Below are 18463 nucleotides of genomic sequence, written 5' to 3'. Positions count from 1 at the left end.
CGGAGGGTGACGCGCGCGGCGGACGTGGTCTACGCTGCGTGTATTCGCTGTCACCCGTTCGGGGTGGGGGAACGACGGAGAGGATGCGCGATGAAGTTCGCGATGGGGGCTCAGGTCCTGACCAACCTGACCAAGCAGACGTCCGGTGCTTCCGGTGACCTGGGGACGCTCGTGCGCAAGCTGGCCGACTCGGCCGAGCCGCTGCAGGGTCGCTTCAACGGTGCCGGTCGACAGGCCTTCGACCGTTTCAAGGCCGAGACCGACACCATCGCCAACGAGCTGAACGGTGCGCTCGCGAGCGTGCTGCAGGGCATCTCGGGCATGGACCGTTCGTTCCAGGAAGGCGACCAGGACATGGCGCAGTCCACGAGCTCGCTCGAGGGCAGCTCGAACTTCGACGCGGCCCGCTTCAGCGGCCGCGCCTGACGGATCTTCGGGGAGAGGGAGAGAACACCATGAGCGGTGGCAACCAGGCAGATCGTCGCGACTACGACGTCGCGGCTTCGCAGAACGCACAGGACAACTTCAACGCCGTCGCGGCGCAGCTCGAGTCGCTCATCGCGCAGCGTGACTCGGACGTGAAGGCAGCCATGGCCGACTACCAGGCCGACGGCGTTTCGGACGAGTACCACGCCAAGGAACAGCGGTGGAACACCGTCGCCGGCGAGGTCAAGCAGATCATCGCGACGCTGCGCGCATCGCTGCAGTCGAACGACGAGTCGGCGCAGTCGGCCATCAGCAAGGCGAAGTCGGCCGTCGGCAACATCGGCTGACGTGGTCGACGGATGGCGGGTCGACCCCGCCGGGGTCGAGGCCGTGCTGACGGACGTGTCGACCAAGACCACGACCATGAACAACGCTCTGGGCGGATCCGCGGACGGATCGATCCAGGGCGTCGGAGAAGTCGTGCAAGACGCCGCGACGGCAGCACAGTCACCGGTGATCGGTGAGGCGCTCGCCGGGTTCTTCGAGCACCGGCAGGCCACACTGACGGGGATCCAGAACCGGATCCAGGCGTCGCTCTACGGCGCTGCCGGCGCGACACGTGCCATCGTCGACGGCGATGACGAGATGGGTGCTGCCACGGCACAGGCGAACGCCGTCACGGCGTCCACCAACGGCGACTTCCGCGCGTTCGACGGGATGTTCGACCGGTGACCGGCGTCGTCAAGACGGGAGCCATCCCGTACACGGACGTCCAGCTCGAGGCGATCACGAGCGGCGCCGCTTCGCTGCGGACCGTCGCGTCGGCCGTCCGCGACGGCACGGCCGACATCGTCACCGCCTGGAGCGGCATCTCCGGTTCCTACGAGGGCCCGAGCGATCAGGAACTCTTCGCGGTCATGACGCCCATCGGGCCCCAGGGCACGACGTTCGGCGACGACCTGGACGCCGCGGCGAAGGCGCTCGACACGTTCGTCGCCGAGGTCACACCGATCGTCGCTGCGCTCAAGGCGTACGTCACGCGTGCCGAGCAGCTGCACCGCGACGTCGACGCGTTCACCCCGAAGACCGCGACGACCGAGTACGGCAACAACGCGACCGTCGAGTCCTGGGACCAGGACGAGACCCTGACCGACGAGAACAACGCGATCATCAACGGCGTCACCGCCCAGGTGGTGGCGTACCAGGCTGCCGAGCGCACCTGCGCGAACACCATCCGCGGGCTGTCCGGCCTGCAACCGCTGCACGCGATGAGCGGCAGTGGCGCGGATGACGCCCTCGCCTACGGGTACGACAAACTGCCCGCCGGCACGAAGCTGCCGTGGGGGACCGCGTCGGAGCGGAAGGAATCGTGCTCCGAGAAGACCGTCGACTTCCTGCCGAACATGCTCACGGGCGTGGCCGTCGACGGCGTCTGGGGCACCGTGAAGGGACTCGGCACCCTCGTCGGTCTGGACGGCACGGGCTTCCACCTGGAGACCGCGGCGACGTCGTGGAGCGGAGTCCTCGCCCTCACCGGCTTCAACACGAAGACCATGCAGAAGGACCCCGACCTCCAGCGCGAGGCGTGGACCCAGCTGGGGAAGGCCACCGTCGGTTGGGACGAATGGGGCAGGGACCCCGGTCGCGCCGCCGGACAGGCGCTGTGGGGGATCGGCTCGATCGTCGTCCCGATCGTCGGGCAGGCGGGCAAGCTCGGCGCCGTCGGCAAGGTCGGCGAAGTCGCGGGGGCCGTCGGCAAGGCGGGGAAGTACCTCGATCTCGTCGATGCCGGCGCGTGGGTCTCGAAGGGCTTGACCAAGGTGCTGCCGAGGCTCGATGAGCTCAAGACGATCATGACCAAGGGTGTCGGTGACGACGCGGTCGGGTCGACCGGGCGCCTCGCCGACTTCAAGACCGGGCTCGGTGACTACCTGCACGGACGGCACGGCGACACCGACGTCGAGGTGCCGCCGGCTCGGACCGAGGCGGACACGGACGTGCGGGCGGGGAGCGACGCGAACGCGCGGGCCGACGGCGGCGACGCGACGGTGCACGCGCGGGAGCGGGAGCCGGCGCTCGTGGGGGCCGGTGGGCGCGGGGAGCACGGTGAGACGACGACAGGCGACGGCGGTTCGACGTCGGGGTCGCACGGCGGGGCAGGGCACGGGGGCGATTCGGCCGGGCACGGTGGGGACTCGGCCGGGCACGACGGTTCCGGGCACGGCACGGGCGCCGACAACGGCACCGGCGGCACTTCCCCGGACGGCTCGCACGATCAGGGCACGGTTTCGGAGGCCTACTCGCACGTCGCGCTCGATTCCGAGGGCAAGAACGTCGGTCCTTTGGTGGCCGAGAGTAGTCTGTCGCCCGAGCAGTTGCACGACTACCTCGAATCTCAGTGGCCGCGCGACGGCGCACTGGCACGAGAGTTCGAGTCGTCCGGTGTGTGGCCGCACGACGTCCAGATCCCGAAGGGCCCGGAAGTCCTCACCCCAGACGGCAAGATCAACTGGGACGGCGTCGACAACGACGGTTTCGCCTCGAGGGGCGACGGGACGGTCGACCGTGCTCCTTACGATCCGCCCGTCGGATCTGTGCTCGACCGATACGGACCTCCGGACGGACGCTTCACGTCGCCAGTCCCCGACGGGGGCCCGTACCCGTACGATGAACGCGGTCTGCCCTACTTGGAGGACGCCAACCAGTACCACCAGTACGAGGTCGTCCACGACGTCGGCGATCTACGGGGCGCGTACGACGCTTTGGACGGGGACCACAAGGAACTCGTTAACGCACTGCTCCAGCAGCGCAACAAGACGGCGGACGACCTCGGATCCCTCGGTGCGTATCGTGGTGAGATCGCAGCAGTCGGTCGCTTCGGCTCTCCGGGCGGCGGAGTGCAGGTACAACTGCCGCTGCCGGTCGAGATCCTCCAGGTCCTCGGCGTACTCCGCGAAATTCCTCTGCACTGAGAACAGGACGAACTCATGGATGACATCGACGTGATGCGCGAACTCGCCGTCGCCGAGGCCGCGGGCGTTCCCTTTTGCTGGATGCGGCGGCCCTCCAACGATGTGAACACCCCGTGCATCTACGAGACAGCAGACGGATGGCGGGTCTCCACGACGAATGAACGGAGCACCGAGGAATCTGTCGACGACTATTCGGACCGCTCCGCGGCCGTCGACGATTTCGTGAGCCGCGTACAAGGGTCCGTACGGTACAAGGAGCTCCGCAAGAAGCTCCTCGGGCACTAGCGCAGGTCTGATGCCCGTTCTGACTGGGCCTGGTCGAGGACCCTTCTGACAGCCGGACGGTCGTCTGCAGATTGAGATCGTTTCCGTCACCGACCTCAAGAGATTGAGAATCCTGAGTTGACCGACAGTGAACCAGGCGAGTTCGCCGACCTCCAGTACCTCGAGGACGTCCTGCTGCGTGCCGGAAACGACCTCGTCACGTGTGAACCGCGAAGGGTGCAGTTCGGCGATCACGAGACACTGCAGCGGTACTCGGTGTCAGGCACGTCGGTCGAGGAGTGGCGTGGAGACCGGGGGCGTGGCGCCCTGACCGGCACACGGTTCGGGTCGGCCACGGACGCGGAATTGTGGATCGTCGCGGACGCGAGTGGGTACATTCGCGAAGCTCGTGGCCTGCCGATCGCAGATTGGCTTCCCGACCAAGAGCACGAACTCCCCGAAGGGTTCACTATGGAGCAAAACGGCGCCGGTGTTCTCCTCACCTGGAGCGCATCGGGAACGGAACACCGAGTCCGTTTCGGCGGCGCTCTCCCGGAGGCCCATGCGGTGCAGTTCTCGGCCGTGGCACGGGTGCCGCTGAACCAGATCGAAGAGTGCGCGCTCCAGCTCGACGCCCGCTCGGCGTTCGCGGCCGCGGCGTCCGCTGCTTCGCGCTGAACGACTCCGTCGTGCCGCTGATCCATCGGACTACGCCGCAATACCGTGCCTCGAGGTGCTCGTGGTCCTCTTGCGCAGTGCTGGGCATGAGCGGGGCGTCACCGAGCCGACGCTCGTGGAGTTCGGCGATCACGAGACGTTGGAGCGTTACGTCGTGCAGGACTCGGAAGTCCTGGGATGGCGAGGCGACCGAGGCTCGGGAGACTGGACAGATGTCGTGTTCAGAGACGGAGACGGTGACGATGCTGCGCGTCGAATCGCGTCCTCTGCCGCTGGTGTCACCCGAGATCGAGCTGACCTCGAACGCGCCCACTGGCTGCATTGATCACCCCCAGGAGCTTCCCGCTGGCATGACGTCGACGGTCGAGTCCACGTTGAACGTGCTCCGGTGGACGGCGCACGGCGCCCCGCACCGTGCCTGGTTCGGGAGGGGTCGTTTCGTTGCCGTTCGCAACGGTGGCGCGTGTTCCCGTGGACCGCATCGAGCAGTGCGCGCTCGAGACCGGTTCCCGGCGAGCATTCGCCGAGCCTGCGCTTCCCGATTGACTCCGGTCTCTCGGCACGAGGCGCGGCCGTCCGTTCAGTCCTGAACGACGATCCTCTGCAGCGCGCCACTGACGAGCAGATCGCGGATCGTCTCCGCACCCTCCGCGATCGAGAAGCGGACCGCGCCGCCGGGCTGCCCGAACCAGGGGAGTGTGATCTGGGCGTGAACGAGGACGTTCTCCGTCGTCACGTACGGGTGGACGGTCGACGGGAGCGACAGCGCGGTCGGCGGAAGCGCTCGCGATTCGAACGAGGCGGCGTACGGGTTGAGCAGCCATCCGTCGGGCCCACCGACTCGGTCCACGGGGATTCCTGGGGGCAGCTGGATGAGGACCTGTCCGCCGCTGGACCGGATCTGGTCGGCCAGTTCGGGAAGGTAGCGCTCAGACGAGTCTCGGAGCCTAACGAGTTCTCTGCGTGAGATCGTCCTGGGCGCCGGAATGGACCTGTTCAAGGAGAACTTCTCGCGACTTCATCCAGAGGTGGCCCCGTCCGCGCTCGACGCGCTCGAGTGGAAGTTCTCCTGGGATTGGCGCTGAACCGACGACGTGCGGCTGTCGCTGGGGTCAGTGCCTCCTGCGAGCCCATTCGTGCCCGCCCTTCGCGAGGTCCATGTACCAGTTGTACAAGTTGTTCTGTTCCTCGAGCAGCTCCGCGTAGAGCGCCCGAGCTCCAGGATCAGTCGACAGCGCGAGGTACTCCTCGTTGTCGAGGATCGCACCGATGCCGGTACGGACGTCGTGGTAGGCGCCATACTGGTCGCTGACGTCGACGTACGAACGCATCTCCTCGAGGTACCCCTCGAGGATCGGGAGGTATTTCCCTCCGGCAAGACGCTTCTCGGCACGCTGCTGTTCGTTACGGAAGACACGAAGGGCCCCGCGCGCGACACCGTCGATGAACAACTGCGATGCCCGCGACGTCGGATCGGTGGCCCCCGTCGCCAGGGTCTTCGCGAAGCCGCTCGAGGCGGAATCGGTGCCGAACGCGAGCTTCCTCGCCGCAGCGCTCGGCTGCTCCGTGATCAACATCCGCAACGCACGATCCGACCCGAACTCCTGCCAGGCGGGGAACGTCGAGCGGCGCTCGGTCGACGTGGGCGTCGTCGCGATCCACCAGCGCAGCACGGCTCGGATCCGGTCTTCGTCGTCCACGCGGGTGAGGGCGCTGTCGAAGGCGTCGTACCAGCCGTGCAGGAGCTCGAGGAGGAGTGCGCCGTCGTGCCGGAAGGTCAGCGCGAGGCCCGTCGGTCGTTCGTGGCTCGTCACGCCAGCAGGCTACCGGCGTACCGTCGCCCGCATGACGAAGCACTGGGTGGCCCCACGGTTCGGCGGCAGCGAAGTCCTCGAGTACGTCGACACCGAGGTGACGGCGCCCGCCTCCGGCGAGGTCACCATCGCCGTCCGCGCCGCCGGCATGAACCCGGCGGACACCAAGCACACCCGCCAGGGCGACCCCGCGGACCTGCCCATCGCCGTCGGGTACGAGGTCGCCGGCGTCCTGTCCGCCGTCGGCCCCGACACGCAGATCGGGTCCGGCGGGGGAGCGGTCGGCGACGAGGTCCTGGCGTTCCGCATCAGCGGCGGCTGGGCGGAGTCGGTCACGGTGCCCGCGGCCGACGTCTTCGCGAAGCCCGCGTCGCTCGGCTTCCCGGAGGCCGCCAACCTGCTCCTCGCCGGCTCGACCGCCGCCGACATGCTCCGCGTCACCCGTGCCGAGGGGCGCGACACCGTCCTGGTGCACGGCGCCTCGGGCGCGGTCGGCGTCAGCCTGCTCCAGCAGCTGCGGCTGCTCGGCACCCGCGTCATCGGCACCGCGTCGGAACGTGGTGCGGACGTCGTGCGACGCTTCGGTGGCGAGTGGGTCGCGTACGGCGACGGCCTGGAGGCGCGTGTCCGTGACCTCGCACCCTCCGGCATCGACGTGGCACTGGACTGCGTCGGCACCGACGAGGCCGTCGACGTCTCGCTCGCGTTGGTCGCGGACCGGTCACGCATCGTCACGATCGCCGCGCAGGCGCGGGCTGCATCGGACGGCATCGCCGCGGTGGGCGGCGCGCAGCCGGCCAGCAAGGCGTTCCGTGACTCGGTGCGGCAGCGGCTCATCGACCTCGCTGGCGCCGGACAGCTCGAGGTCCCGGTGGCGCGGACCTTCCCGCTGGCGGAGGCGAAGGCGGCGGCGGAGCTGCTGGAGTCCGGGCACCCCGGGGGTAAGCTCGCGCTCCTGCCCTGACCGCACGGTCGGGTCAGATGCACGGTCGGGGCCAGAGTCGTTCGCACGGATGACGCTCGCCGGCTCGGGGGAGTGCCACACTCTGTGTGGACCGACAGCCCCGCCGGAAGGAACCCGCCGATGAGCGACCAGTACCCGCCCCGGGACCCGTACGGCCAGTCCGCGCAGCCCGGTCCGGGGCGGCCGAGTGGCGGCAGGTCCGCGCCGCCGCTCTGGGCGCCCTGGTACGGCATCCCGTTCCCTCAGGCCTTCGTGCGCTTCTGGAAGAAGTACGTGCGGTTCGACGGCCGGGCCAGCCAGTCGGAGTACTGGTTCTGGGCGCTCTGGTACCTGATCGGTTCGGCGGCCGCGGGCATCATCGGCAACGGGTTCAACGTGCTGCCGTTCATCGACGACGGTTCCGACGGTCTCGGCAGCCTCTGGAGCCTGGCCTGCGCGCTCGGCTTCATCGCGTTGACCGTGCGGCGGCTGCACGACGTGAACCTCAGCGGCCTGCTCGCCCTCTTGTTCGTCATCCCGCCGATCGGCATCCTGTTCTCGCTGATCGTCGGCCTGATGTCGTCGAACCCGCAGGGGCAGCAGTACGACCGCCCACAGCAGGGCTGACGCGCGGTACCGGTTCTGACGGCCTCTCAGGAGTTCTGGTTGACTCGACCGTGAACATCAGCCAACACTCGAGGGGGACCACGTGAGCGACCAGTACCCGCAGGATCCGAACAACCAGCCGAACGCCCAGTTCGGCGGCACACCCCAGTACGGCGGCGCACCGCAGTACGGCCAGCAGCCGCCGACCGGACCGAACGGCGAACCGCCGCTCTGGGCACCGTGGTACGGGATCTCCTTCGGCAAGGCCGTCGGCCGCTTCTTCAAGAAGTACGCGACGTTCAGCGGTCGGGCCAGCCGGAGCGAGTTCTGGTGGTGGTACCTGGCGAACGGGATCGTCACCATCGTCCTCAGCATCCTGTACGGCATCGGCTTCGCGACCTCCGAGCGCTCGACCGTGTCGATGTCGTCCTCGACGTCCACCAGCGTCCAGTCGACCGTCACCGAGCCGTCGGCGTTGTTCGTCATCTCGGGCATCCTGTTCCTGCTCTGGGGCCTCGCGATCATCGTCCCGACGCTCGCCCTCGGCTGGCGCCGCCTGCACGACGCGAACCTGACGGGCGCGCTGTGGATCATCGCGATCTTCGTCGGCATCGTCGGCATCGTCTTCGGCCTGCTTCCCTCGAACCCGCAGGGTGCGCGCTTCGACCGTCCGCAGGGCGCCCGATGACCGAGAGCACGCAGCAGTGGGCGCCCCCGCAGCAGCCCGGTCAGCAGACCGACGCCGCGGGGACGCCGCCGCGATGGGCCCCGTGGTACGGAATCTCGTTCCCGAAGGCAGTTGCGCGCTTCTTCGCGAAGTACGCCACGTTCAGCGGCCGTGCGAGCCGGAGTGAGTTCTGGTGGTGGTTCCTGGCGAACACGATCGTCACCGGGGCACTCGTGGCCATCGGCACCGTCATCCGCCTCACCACGCTCAACAGCCGGACCGTCGACTACTACGGCAACGAGATCACCGTGGTCGACCCGGTCCCGCCGGTCTTCTGGGTCGTGCTCGTCCTGCTGGCACTCTGGGGCCTCGCGACCCTGGTGCCGTCGCTCGCCCTCGGCTGGCGACGCCTGCACGATGCGAACCTCTCCGGGGCGCTCTGGATCATCGCGCTGTTCATCGGCGTCGTCGGCATCGTCTTCGGCCTGCTGCCGTCGAACCCGCAGGGCGCACGGTACGACCGGCCCGGGACGAACCGATGAGCAACGGCGGGACGCCCCAGTGGGGCCAGCCGGACGGCGACCAGTCGCAGGGGCAGCCCGGCTACGGGCAGCAGCCCCAGAACGGGCAGCAGCCTGGGTACGGGCAGCAGCCGCAGTACGGGCAGCAGCCGGGCTCCGGACAGCAGCCGTACGCGCAGCCGTACGCCGACCCGTACCCGCAGTTCGCGCAGCCGATCCCGCTCGGTCCGGACGGCGTCCCGCCGCTCTGGGCGCCCTGGTACGGCATCGGGTTCCTCGATGCGTTCACCCGGTTCTTCAAGAAGTACGCCCGGTTCGACGGCCGCGCCAGCCGGAGTGAGTTCTGGTACGCGGTGCTCGCGAACGCCATCGTGACCATCGTGCTGTTCGGCGGGTTCTACGCCGTCCTCTTCGCGACGGTCGGGGCGAACGGCGCCGTCGACGAGTACGGCACCCCCACGGGGAGCAGCGCGCCGTCGCCGTTCGCCTTCGTGCTGCTCGGGCTCTACTTCCTCTGGTGGCTCGCCACGATCGTGCCGGGCATCGCCCTGGGCTGGCGTCGCGTGCACGATGCGAACCTGGCAGGCCCGTTCTGGCTCATCGCGCTTTTCGTCAGCGCCGCCGCGATCGTGTTCGGCTGCCTGCCGTCGAGCCCGGCCGGCGCGCAGTACGACCGCCCCGACCTGCGGTAGTTCCGCGGACCAGAACAGCCCGCCCCACGCGTCGAGCGTGGGGCGGGCTGTTCGTGTGTCGGAGGGCTCAGACCACCCGGAGACGGACGAGCGCACCGTCGACGACCAGGTCACGCACGGTGGCCGACGGGTCGGCGATCTGGAAGCGCAAGGCACCGCCAGGCTGCTCGAACCACGGCTGGACGAAGCGGACGTTCACCAGGAACGGCCGGTCGACGACGTACCGGTGGGTCTCCGGCGACGAGGTCACGTGCGGGGGCAGCGACCGGCTGGGCAGCGGGGTGTCGAGCGGGTGCAGCAGGTAGCCGTCCGGGCCACCGATGCGGTCGACGGGGACACCGGCCGGGATCTGGATGGTCAGCCCCTGCTCGCCGGCCTGCGCGACCTGCTGCGCGAGCTGCGGGTAGGTCGACGCTGCGCGGTCGCGGAGCCCCTCGAGCTCGTGGCGGGGGATGTCGCGCGGCTCCGGGAACGGACGGTTCAGGAACCGGCGCAGCATTTCTACCGCGTCGTCCTCGCCCGTGGCCTGCGCGAGACGACGAGCCGTGCCGTAGTCGACGACCTCGAGCGCGTAGCCGGAGGCGTCGGTCTGGACGATGCGGAGCGCCCCCTCGACCGGCGGTTCGTGCAGGGTCTCGCCGGGGAGCTGCACGTACCGGGTCGTGTAGCCGAGCTGGTCGAGGATGGGGCGGGTGTCCGCGAACGTCATGGTCGGGAGCCTATCGGTCGGCGTGGTGCTGGGCCTTGGACGGAGCCGGGACTACGCCCGGCCGCGCATGATCGCTTGCTTGACCTCGGAGATCGCCTTCGTCACCTGGATGCCACGGGGGCACGCGTCGGTGCAGTTGAAGGTCGTGCGGCAGCGCCAGACGCCTTCCTTGTCGTTGAGGATGTCGAGGCGGACGTTCGCGGCGTCGTCGCGGGAGTCGAAGATGAACCGGTGTGCGTTCACGATCGCGGCGGGGCCGAAGTACTGCCCGTCGGTCCAGAACACCGGGCAGGACGACGTGCACGCGGCGCAGAGGATGCACTTCGTGGTGTCGTCGAAGCGGGCACGGTCGGCGACGGACTGCACGCGCTCCTTGCCGGGCGTCGGGGCCGACGAGGACTGCAGGAACGGCTGCACCTCGCGGTAGCTCTGGAAGAAGGGCTCCATGTCGACGACGAGGTCCTTCTCGAGCGGCAGGCCCTTGATCGCCTCGACGTAGATCGGCTTCGAGACGTCGAGGTCCTTGATCAGGGTCTTGCACGCCAGGCGGTTGCGACCGTTGATGCGCATGGCGTCGGACCCGCAGACGCCGTGTGCGCACGAGCGGCGGAAGGTCAGGGACCCGTCCTGCTCCCACTTGATCTTGTGCAGGGCGTCGAGGATGCGGTCGGTCGGCAGCATCATGACGTCGAAGTCCTGCCAGCGCGGCTCGTCGTCGACGTCGGGATCGAAGCGACGGACGATGACCGTGACGGAGAAGGATCCGGGAGGAGCGTCCTGCACGGTGTCGGTGCGGGGTGCGTCGGAGACCAGGGTGTCGGTCATCTCAGTACTTCCTCTCCATCGGCTGGTACCGCGTGATGACGACGGGCTTCCAGTCGAGCGTGATGTGGTCGTCGGCGAGTGACGAGTGCGGGTCGCCCGTCAGGTACGCCATGGTGTGCTGCATGTAGTTCTCGTCGTCGCGCTTCGGGTAGTCGTCGCGCATGTGGCCGCCACGGCTCTCCTTGCGGTTGCGCGCGGAGTAGACGACGACCTCGGCCAGGTCGAGCAGGAACCCGAGCTCGACGGCCTCGAGCAGGTCGGTGTTGAACCGTTTGCCCTTGTCCTGCACGGAGACCTGCATGAAGCGGTTGCGGAGCGTGTGCAGGGTCTCGGTGACGCGGGCGAGCGACTCGTCCGTGCGGAACACCTGCGCGTTCTTGTCCATCTCCTCCTGCAGTTCCTTGCGGAGCGCGGAGACGCGCTCGGTACCGGTCGAGGCACGGAGCTGGTCGAGCATGCCGCGGACGCCGGCAGCCGGGTCTTCCGGCAGGGGGAGGAACTCGGCGGTCTGGACCCACTCGGCGGCGTTGTTGCCGGAGCGCTTGCCGAAGACGTTGATGTCGAGCAGCGAGTTGGTGCCGAGGCGGTTGGAGCCGTGCACGGAGACGCAGGCGCACTCGCCGGCGGCGTACAGGCCCGGGACGACGGTGGTGTTGTCGTACAGGACCTCGGCCTTGACGTTCGTCGGGATCCCGCCCATCGCGTAGTGCGCGGTCGGCATGACGGGCACCGGCTCGACGACGGGGTCGACGCCGAGGTACGTGCGGGCGAACTCGGTGATGTCCGGCAGCTTCGTCTCGAGGACCTCGGCGCCCAGGTGCGTGCAGTCGAGCAGCACGTAGTCCTTGTTCGGTCCGGCACCCCGGCCCTCGGCGACTTCCTGCACCATGCAGCGCGCGACGATGTCACGCGGTGCGAGGTCCTTGATGGTGGGGGCGTACCGCTCCATGAAGCGCTCACCCGAGGCGTTCCGGAGGATCGCGCCCTCGCCGCGGGCGCCCTCGGTCAGCAGGATGCCGAGCCCGGCGAGCCCGGTCGGGTGGAACTGGAAGAACTCCATGTCCTCGAGCGGCAGGCCCTTGCGCCACACGATGCCGACGCCGTCGCCGGTCAGGGTGTGCGCGTTCGAGGTGGTCTTGTACATCTTGCCGAAGCCGCCGGTCGCGAAGATCATCGCCTTGGCGTGGAAGACGTGCAGCTCACCGGTCGCGAGCTCGAACGCGACGACGCCGGCGGGCTGCTGGCGGGTGACACCGTCGTCACCGACGACGTCGACCATGATGAGGTCGAGCGCGTAGAACTCGTTGTAGAACTCGACGCCGAGCTTCACGCAGTTCTGGAACAGCGTCTGCAGGATCATGTGCCCGGTGCGGTCGGCGGCGTAGCAGGCCCGGCGGACCGGGGATTTGCCGTGGTCGCGGGTGTGGCCACCGAAACGGCGCTGGTCGATCTTGCCCTCGGGCGTGCGGTTGAACGGCAGGCCCATGTTCTCGAGGTCGATGACGGCGTCGATCGCCTCTTTCGCCAGGATCTCGGCGGCGTCCTGGTCGACCAGGTAGTCGCCGCCCTTGATCGTGTCGAAGGTGTGCCACTCCCACGAGTCCTCTTCGACGTTCGCGAGGGCCGCGGCCATCCCGCCCTGTGCCGCACCGGTGTGCGACCGGGTGGGGTAGAGCTTCGAGATGACGGCCGTCTTCGCCTTCGGGCCGGCTTCGATCGCGGCTCGCATGCCCGCGCCTCCGGCGCCGATGATGACGATGTCGAACTGGTGGTGGTGGACGGTGGTCTCGGTCACAGGGGTCTTTCCGTAGACGGTGGGAACGCGGGCAGCAACGGTGGTGGTGCTACTGCGCGGGGCAGAAGGACGGCAGGTCGGCGGCAGCGGCGCCAGCGGGGCACGGGTCGAAGGTCCAGCAGACGAGGAGCCCGAGCACGATCAGCACGACGCAGGCGGCCAGGATCGCGACGAGGAGGGTCTTGCGGATGCCGGGCTTCGACACGTAGTCGTTGACGATCGTGCGCATGCCGTTCGAGCCGTGGATGAGGGCGAGGACCAGCATGAGCGAGTCCCAGACCTGCCAGAAGGGGTTGGCCCACTTGCCGGCGACGAAGGCGAAGTCGATCTGCTTGACGCCCTCGCCCGCCACCATGTTGACGAAGAGGTGGCCGAAGATCAGCACGACGAGCAGCACGCCCGAGGCGCGCATGTAGATCCAGCCCCACTTCTCCCAGTTGGTGGTGCTGCGGGCGGCTGCGGCCGAGCGGGGAGGTTCGACGATCTGCGTGGTCATGTTCGTGCCCCTCAGTTGAAGTCCGCGACGAGGTTCATGAGCTGGCGGGGCAGGAAGCCCGCGATCGCCACCGCCCACAGGACCATGACGATCCAGAACATGGCCCGCTGGTACTTCGGGCCCTTCGACCAGAAGTCGATCAGGATGATCCGCAGGCCGTTGAAGGCGTGGAACACGATGGCCATGACGAGCGCGATCTCGCCGAGGTTCATGATCGGGGTCTTGTACGTGCCGATGACCGCGTTGTACGCCTCGGGTGAGAGCCGCACGAGCGCCGTGTCGAGGATGTGCACGAGCAGGAAGAAGTAGATCGCGACGCCGGTGATGCGGTGGAGAACCCACGACCACATCCCGATCGAACCGCGGTAGAGCGTGCCCTGTGGCGTCCGAGAAGCCCGCGGGGCTTCAATCGAGACGTCGGGCACCGCGGTCGCCGTACCCCCGCCGGTGTGCTCAGCCATGAGCTCGTCCTTCCATAGGACGGGCTCGCCCGATCGGCGAGCCCTTGCCGTTCGTGTTCGTGTGGAACACGACCCATCCTATGCGCGGGCGCTGACCTTCTCGTCCCGACCGGCCCGGAGGCCCCGTCCGACGGGCGGCGCGCCGATGGTGCGGGCCGTGTCGTGGTGGTCGAGGAGCTGGTCGCCGACGGCCTCCCAGGTGGTTCCCTCGACCCGGAGTCGACCGGCGGAACCCATCCGCTCCGCCAGCGCGCGGTCGTGGTGCAGCCGCAGGACCGCGTGCCGCAGGGCCTGCGGGGCATCGGCGTCGTAGAGCTCGCCGTCGAGCCCCGGGGCGACCAGGTCGAGCGGGCCGCCGGACGCCGGCGCGATCACGGGCAGGCCGGAGGCGTGGGCCTCCTGCAGGGTCTGCCCGAAGGTCTCGGCCGGACCGGTGTGCACGAACAGGTCGAGCGCCGCGTACGCGTCGGCGAGGGCGTCGCCGCGCAGGGGGCCGGTGAAGGTGACGTCGAGGTGCCGGAGCCGACGTTCGAGCATCGCCCGCGACGGACCTCCTCCGGCAACGACGACCCGGATGCCGGGAACACCGCCGAGTTCGGCGAGCCGCTCGACCTCCTTCTCCGGGGCCAGGCGCCCGACGTAGCCGACGATGGTCTCACCGTTCGGGGCCAGGCGGCGGCGGAGTGCCCGCACGTGCCCGGTCGACCGGCGCGCGGGGTGGAACAGCTCGGTGTCGACGCCGCGACCCCAGCGGGCGACGCGGGGCACGCCCTCATCGGCGAGCATCGCGGCCGTCGCGCTCGACGGGGCGAGCGTCAGCGAGGCCCCGGCGTGGATGCGTCCGAGGATCTTCCGCACCAACGGGACGGTCGCGGTCAGGCCGTTGCGGCGGGCGAACCCGGCCACGTCGGTCTGGAAGACGGCGACGGAGGGGATGCCGAGCCTCCCGGCTGCCGTGATCGCGCGCCCACCCAACAGGAACGGACTCGCGGCGTGGAGCACGTCGGCGCCGGAGGCGGCGAGGATCGTGTCGAGCACCGGGTGGGGGAGCGCCACCGGGAACTGCCGGTAGGCGACGGCGGGGATGCGGTGGACGTCGAAGGAGCGGTAGCGCTCGACGGCGCTGCGCGACCGGAACTGCGCGAGGCCGGGGGTGTCCGGGGCGATCACGACCGCGCGGTGACCCCGTCGTTCCAGGTGGTCGAGGACCGCCAGGACACTGGTGGTCACGCCGTTGAGGGTGGGCAGGAAGCTCTCGGTCACGACGGCGACGGTCCGGGGGGACGTGCCGCGCTCCACGCTGCGTGCGCTCATGGTGCTGCCCATGCTCCGGGCGTGACGTGACCCGGCGGGGCCGACGACGTGAACGGGACGCGCGCGCCGGGTGAACAACGCTGCGGGAGCCCGCATGCGGGAATCGTGCGGAGACCACCCAGGATCCGCCCGGTGGGACCGGTACGGTGAGCGCGTGGCTGACGCTCTCGAAGACTTCTACGCGATCATCCCCGCAGGGGGCATCGGATCGCGCCTGTGGCCGTTGTCGCGCGCGGACGCACCCAAGTTCCTGCACGACCTGACGGGTTCCGGCACCTCGCTGCTGCGGCAGACCTGGGACCGCCTGGCGCCGCTCGCCGGCGACCAGCGGATCATGGTCGTCACCGGCCGCGCGCACCGGGTCGCGGTGGAGTCGCAGCTGCCCGGCGTCGAGGACCACAACGTGGTGCTCGAGAGCGAGCCGAAGGACTCCACGGCCGCCATCGGCCTGGCCGCGGCGATCCTGGTGCGCCGCGAGCCCGACGTCGTCATCGGCTCGTTCGCCGCCGACCACGTCATCGGGGACGCCCGCGGCTTCCGTCGTTCGGTGCGCGAGGCCGTCGCCGTCGCCCGCGCCGGCTACGTCACGACCATCGGCATCACCCCGACGGAACCCGCGATCGGCTTCGGGTACATCAACGCCGACACCGCCGCGCTCGACATCGAGGGTGCCCCGACCGCACACGCGGTGAAGTCGTTCGTCGAGAAGCCCGACCTCGACACCGCCCGCTCGTACGTCGAGCAGGGCAACTACCTCTGGAACGCCGGCATGTTCATCGCCCGCGCCGACGTGCTGCTCGCCGAGATCGGCCGGACGAAGCCCGAGCTGCTGGCCGGCATCAACGAGCTCGCCGACGCCTGGGACACCTCGGCCCGCGGCGCCGTCGTCGACGCCGTCTGGCCGATGCTCGAGAAGATCGCGATCGACTACACGGTCGCCGAACCCGCCGCCGCGGCCGGACGCATGGCCGTCGTCCCCGGTGACTTCGACTGGGACGACGTGGGGGACTTCGCCTCCCTCGCCAAGCTGCAGTCCGGCGGTCGGCCGAACAACCTCGCCGTGCTCGGGGACGGTGCCCGCATCCTGGCGGACTCGTCGAGCGGCATCGTGATCTCGCACAGTCAGCGACTCATCTCGCTCATCGGCGTCGAGGACATCGTCGTCGTGGACACCCCGGACGCCCTGCTCGTCACCACCAGCGCGAACGCGCAGCGGGTGAAGGGTGTGGTGGATGCCCTGAAGATCAGTGGCAGGGGCGACGTCCTGTAGCGCTGAGCATCGGCCATCTGGCCGGTGATGTGTCAGGTGTAGGGTCGCTGGGGAGCGACATGGGGAGGAAACGGGGGCGATGGCGGACATCGAGTTCGAGGCGGGGGACGCGAAGGTGCTGGCGAAGGCGGTGCGGTCGGCGGCCGACACCCTGCGGGGCCAGAGTGGGACCCGCTCAGCGTCAGCTGAGGCGGCGCTCGCCGACTTCGCGGGGTCGTACGCGGATCGCTTCAACGACGCGGTTGTGATCGAGGCCGAGGACCGGGGCAGGCTTGTCGGTGTGCTGACCGACTTGGCGTCCGCCGTTGATCGCGCGGTCGAGCTCGCCGAGCAGGAGCGCGAGCGTGTGCGGGCGCACGCCGCCTGGAAGCTCCGAGACGCCGACCGCCAGCGCGCCGCCAATGAGGCGTTGGCCGGACCGTTCTCCGGCGTCGCGATCGGGGTGTGGGACACGTTCGTGGACCGGGAACCCTCGGATGAGCCACTTCGTCCACCCGTCGTCGACGCCGAGTTCCGTGGACGCGAGCGTGCGCGGTACGGGAACGGCCCGAGCGGGGGCAAGAGCTCCGCTGATCCGGCCGCGTTACGGGGCTTCGTGTCCGCTGTGGCGGGCCTCGACACCGCGGCGTCGGCGGAGGCAACGCGGGTGCGTTCGGCGTGGTTGTCGTTCCGGTCATCGTGCGCCTGGGTGCAGGTCGACCGTGGCAGCATGCCGGTCGGATTCGAGCGGTACGTGGCCGAGAACGACGAAGACAGGTCCTGGATCACGAAGACTGCTCAGGCATTCGAAGATGCTGGTGGCGGCGGTGCGCTGTCCGACGCTGTGCTCGACATCGCAGCCATGGGGCGGGAGGCACCCGCTGTCCAGAGACTGCTGGCTGATCACCTGACGCCGGCCCAGGTCGCGGCGAGGTGGGCTTCGCTCGGTCTGACCAAGTCTGACGCCGACGCCCTCCGAGCGTTCCCGACGTCGGTGTTGTCCGAGCTCGGCAACCTGGAGGGCATCCCGTATTGGGCGCGGAGCACCGCCAACGTCGTGGTGCTGAACCAGCGGCTGGGTGACGTCGAGCTCGAGATCGAGACGCTGCAGGGCCGGGTCGCCTCCGCTGGGGAAGGCGCGAGCGCGATGGCGCGGCGGCTGGCGTCGCTTCAAGAAGAGATGAAATCGTTGCGGAACATCAACGCGACGATGGCGAAGGCGGGCACGGACAGCCCTCGGTACCTCATCGCGCTCACCGACGACCAGCCGCCGCTGGCCGCCGTCTCGATCGGAGATCTCGACACGGCCGACTCCGTGACGTGGGCGGTGCCCGGGATGGACACCACGACCGCGGACATGAGTTCGTGGACCTCGGCAGCGCAGAACATCTACGACCAGCAGTTGCGTCGTGGCGACCCTGCTGGTCGAGCGGTGATCGCCTGGATCGGGTATGACGCTCCGAACCCAGCGGACGTCTTGCTCATGGGGAAGGCCGAGCGGGGTGGCGAGAACCTCGCCGCGTCGATCCGAGGGCTGGACGCCGTGCGTGCTGGGCGGATGCCGGAGACGAACATCGTCGGGCACTCCTACGGCACGACAACAGCGGCGGTTGCCCTGTCGAAGAGGGGCGTCCACGTCGACCGGTTCGTGGCACTCGGTTCGGCGGGTTTGCCAGACGAGGTCACTTCGGCGAACGATCTGCACGCTGGACGCGTCTACGCGTCGCAGGCCAAGGATGCGCCGGTGGGACAGACCGGCAAGGGCGACGAGTGGGCTTCCTTCGGACGAGATCACAGCGTCGGGCATCGCGTAGACCCCACATCGGAAGCCTTCGATGCGACGGTGTTCGGCGCCGACGGCACGACGACGAAGGGTGGCGAGAAGTTGGGCTCGGTCCTGCATCACGACCCGCTGAACAGCGACCGACGGGGGTATCTCGACCGCGGCACCGAGACGCTGCACAACGTCGGACTCGCGATCAATGGTCGCGATTACGAACTGACTGCGGCCCGAGCCAGATGAACGCACGG

21 protein-coding genes are annotated in these 18463 nt (G+C 69.1%); 13 read left to right on the top strand and 8 right to left on the bottom strand.

Annotation, left to right across the window (positions count from 1 at the left end):
- Window positions 1–90: 90 nt before the first annotated feature.
- From BIU89_RS01040 to BIU89_RS01015, 6 genes are all read left to right on the top strand, one after another.
- Window positions 91–426 (top strand): WXG100 family type VII secretion target, encoded by a 336-nt coding sequence (locus BIU89_RS01040; RefSeq protein ID WP_027466433.1) that lies wholly within the window; start codon window positions 91–93, stop codon window positions 424–426.
- A 29-nt stretch (window positions 427–455) separates the two neighbouring features.
- Window positions 456–773 (top strand): pore-forming ESAT-6 family protein, encoded by a 318-nt coding sequence (locus BIU89_RS01035; protein WP_027466434.1) that lies wholly within the window; start codon window positions 456–458, stop codon window positions 771–773.
- 1 nt (window position 774) lies between these two features.
- Complete coding sequence (locus BIU89_RS01030; protein ID WP_051596903.1) at window positions 775–1158, top strand: DUF6507 family protein; 384 nt, start codon at window positions 775–777, stop codon at window positions 1156–1158.
- On the top strand, window positions 1155–3398 hold the full coding sequence (locus BIU89_RS01025; RefSeq protein WP_071244309.1) for a TNT domain-containing protein: 2244 nt from the start codon (window positions 1155–1157) through the stop codon (window positions 3396–3398). The genes BIU89_RS01030 and BIU89_RS01025 overlap by 4 nt, the downstream gene beginning before the upstream one ends.
- Window positions 3399–3413: 15 nt before the next feature.
- The gene (locus tag BIU89_RS01020) at window positions 3414–3683 is read left to right on the top strand and encodes a hypothetical protein (protein WP_027466436.1); all 270 of its coding nucleotides are present in this window, start codon (window positions 3414–3416) and stop codon (window positions 3681–3683) included.
- A gap of 117 nt (window positions 3684–3800) precedes the next feature.
- Window positions 3801–4340 (top strand): hypothetical protein, encoded by a 540-nt coding sequence (locus BIU89_RS01015; RefSeq protein ID WP_071244306.1) that lies wholly within the window; start codon window positions 3801–3803, stop codon window positions 4338–4340.
- A 580-nt stretch (window positions 4341–4920) separates the two neighbouring features.
- On the opposite strand, the gene BIU89_RS17595 is transcribed toward BIU89_RS01015, so the two are convergent.
- Window positions 4921–5340, bottom strand: a complete 420-nt coding sequence (locus BIU89_RS17595; RefSeq protein WP_083404093.1) for a TNT domain-containing protein — start codon at window positions 5338–5340, stop codon at window positions 4921–4923.
- 112 nt (window positions 5341–5452) lie between these two features.
- Complete coding sequence (locus BIU89_RS01005; protein ID WP_071244297.1) at window positions 5453–6154, bottom strand: hypothetical protein; 702 nt, start codon at window positions 6152–6154, stop codon at window positions 5453–5455.
- 31 nt (window positions 6155–6185) lie between these two features.
- On the opposite strand from BIU89_RS01005, the gene BIU89_RS01000 reads away from it, so the two are divergent.
- The 5 genes from BIU89_RS01000 to BIU89_RS00980 all read left to right on the top strand — a co-directional run bounded on the left by BIU89_RS01000 (window position 6186) and on the right by BIU89_RS00980 (window position 9583).
- Window positions 6186–7118 (top strand): NADP-dependent oxidoreductase, encoded by a 933-nt coding sequence (locus tag BIU89_RS01000; protein ID WP_071244294.1) that lies wholly within the window; start codon window positions 6186–6188, stop codon window positions 7116–7118.
- Between the two features lie 120 nt (window positions 7119–7238).
- Window positions 7239–7724, top strand: a complete 486-nt coding sequence (locus BIU89_RS00995; protein WP_071244293.1) for a DUF805 domain-containing protein — start codon at window positions 7239–7241, stop codon at window positions 7722–7724.
- Window positions 7725–7806: 82 nt separating this feature from the next.
- A complete protein-coding gene (locus BIU89_RS00990; protein ID WP_083404092.1) occupies window positions 7807–8391 on the top strand; it encodes a DUF805 domain-containing protein in 585 nt (194 codons plus the stop codon).
- Window positions 8388–8912, top strand: coding sequence for a DUF805 domain-containing protein (locus tag BIU89_RS00985; RefSeq protein WP_071244290.1), 525 nt, complete (start codon window positions 8388–8390; stop codon window positions 8910–8912). Before BIU89_RS00990 ends, BIU89_RS00985 begins: the two co-directional genes overlap by 4 nt.
- Window positions 8909–9583 carry a DUF805 domain-containing protein gene (locus BIU89_RS00980; RefSeq protein ID WP_083404091.1) on the top strand — a complete coding sequence of 225 codons (675 nt, stop codon included), beginning with the start codon at window positions 8909–8911 and terminating at the stop codon, window positions 9581–9583. The genes BIU89_RS00985 and BIU89_RS00980 overlap by 4 nt, the downstream gene beginning before the upstream one ends.
- A 67-nt stretch (window positions 9584–9650) precedes the next feature.
- On the opposite strand, the gene BIU89_RS00975 is transcribed toward BIU89_RS00980, so the two are convergent.
- The 6 genes from BIU89_RS00975 to BIU89_RS00950 form a co-directional block, all read right to left on the bottom strand.
- Window positions 9651–10292 carry a TNT domain-containing protein gene (locus tag BIU89_RS00975; RefSeq protein ID WP_071244287.1) on the bottom strand — a complete coding sequence of 214 codons (642 nt, stop codon included), beginning with the start codon at window positions 10290–10292 and terminating at the stop codon, window positions 9651–9653.
- 51 nt (window positions 10293–10343) lie between these two features.
- Window positions 10344–11117, bottom strand: coding sequence for a succinate dehydrogenase iron-sulfur subunit (locus tag BIU89_RS00970; protein WP_071244286.1), 774 nt, complete (start codon window positions 11115–11117; stop codon window positions 10344–10346).
- 1 nt (window position 11118) lies between these two features.
- A complete protein-coding gene (gene sdhA, locus BIU89_RS00965; protein WP_027466445.1) occupies window positions 11119–12912 on the bottom strand; it encodes a succinate dehydrogenase flavoprotein subunit in 1794 nt (597 codons plus the stop codon).
- Window positions 12913–12961: 49 nt separating this feature from the next.
- Window positions 12962–13408 carry a succinate dehydrogenase, hydrophobic membrane anchor protein gene (gene sdhD / locus BIU89_RS00960; protein WP_027466446.1) on the bottom strand — a complete coding sequence of 149 codons (447 nt, stop codon included), beginning with the start codon at window positions 13406–13408 and terminating at the stop codon, window positions 12962–12964.
- Between the two features lie 11 nt (window positions 13409–13419).
- On the bottom strand, window positions 13420–13869 hold the full coding sequence (gene sdhC, locus BIU89_RS00955; RefSeq protein ID WP_017888739.1) for a succinate dehydrogenase, cytochrome b556 subunit: 450 nt from the start codon (window positions 13867–13869) through the stop codon (window positions 13420–13422).
- Window positions 13870–13947: 78 nt separating this feature from the next.
- Window positions 13948–15183: a glycosyltransferase family 4 protein gene (locus tag BIU89_RS00950; protein ID WP_232750000.1), complete on the bottom strand. Its 1236-nt coding sequence runs from the start codon at window positions 15181–15183 to the stop codon at window positions 13948–13950.
- 154 nt (window positions 15184–15337) lie between these two features.
- On the opposite strand from BIU89_RS00950, the gene BIU89_RS00945 reads away from it, so the two are divergent.
- Both BIU89_RS00945 and BIU89_RS00940 read left to right on the top strand, forming a co-directional pair.
- On the top strand, window positions 15338–16453 hold the full coding sequence (locus tag BIU89_RS00945) for a mannose-1-phosphate guanylyltransferase (protein ID WP_071244281.1): 1116 nt from the start codon (window positions 15338–15340) through the stop codon (window positions 16451–16453).
- 79 nt (window positions 16454–16532) lie between these two features.
- On the top strand, window positions 16533–18455 hold the full coding sequence (locus BIU89_RS00940; RefSeq protein ID WP_071244278.1) for an alpha/beta hydrolase: 1923 nt from the start codon (window positions 16533–16535) through the stop codon (window positions 18453–18455).
- Window positions 18456–18463: the final 8 nt, after the last annotated feature.

The sequence above is a fragment of the Curtobacterium sp. MCBA15_005 genome, from assembly GCF_001864855.1.
Lineage (GTDB): Bacteria > Actinomycetota > Actinomycetes > Actinomycetales > Microbacteriaceae > Curtobacterium > Curtobacterium flaccumfaciens.
Note: the sequence above shows the minus strand (reverse complement) of the source record. Positions and strands in the feature narration are given on the sequence as shown.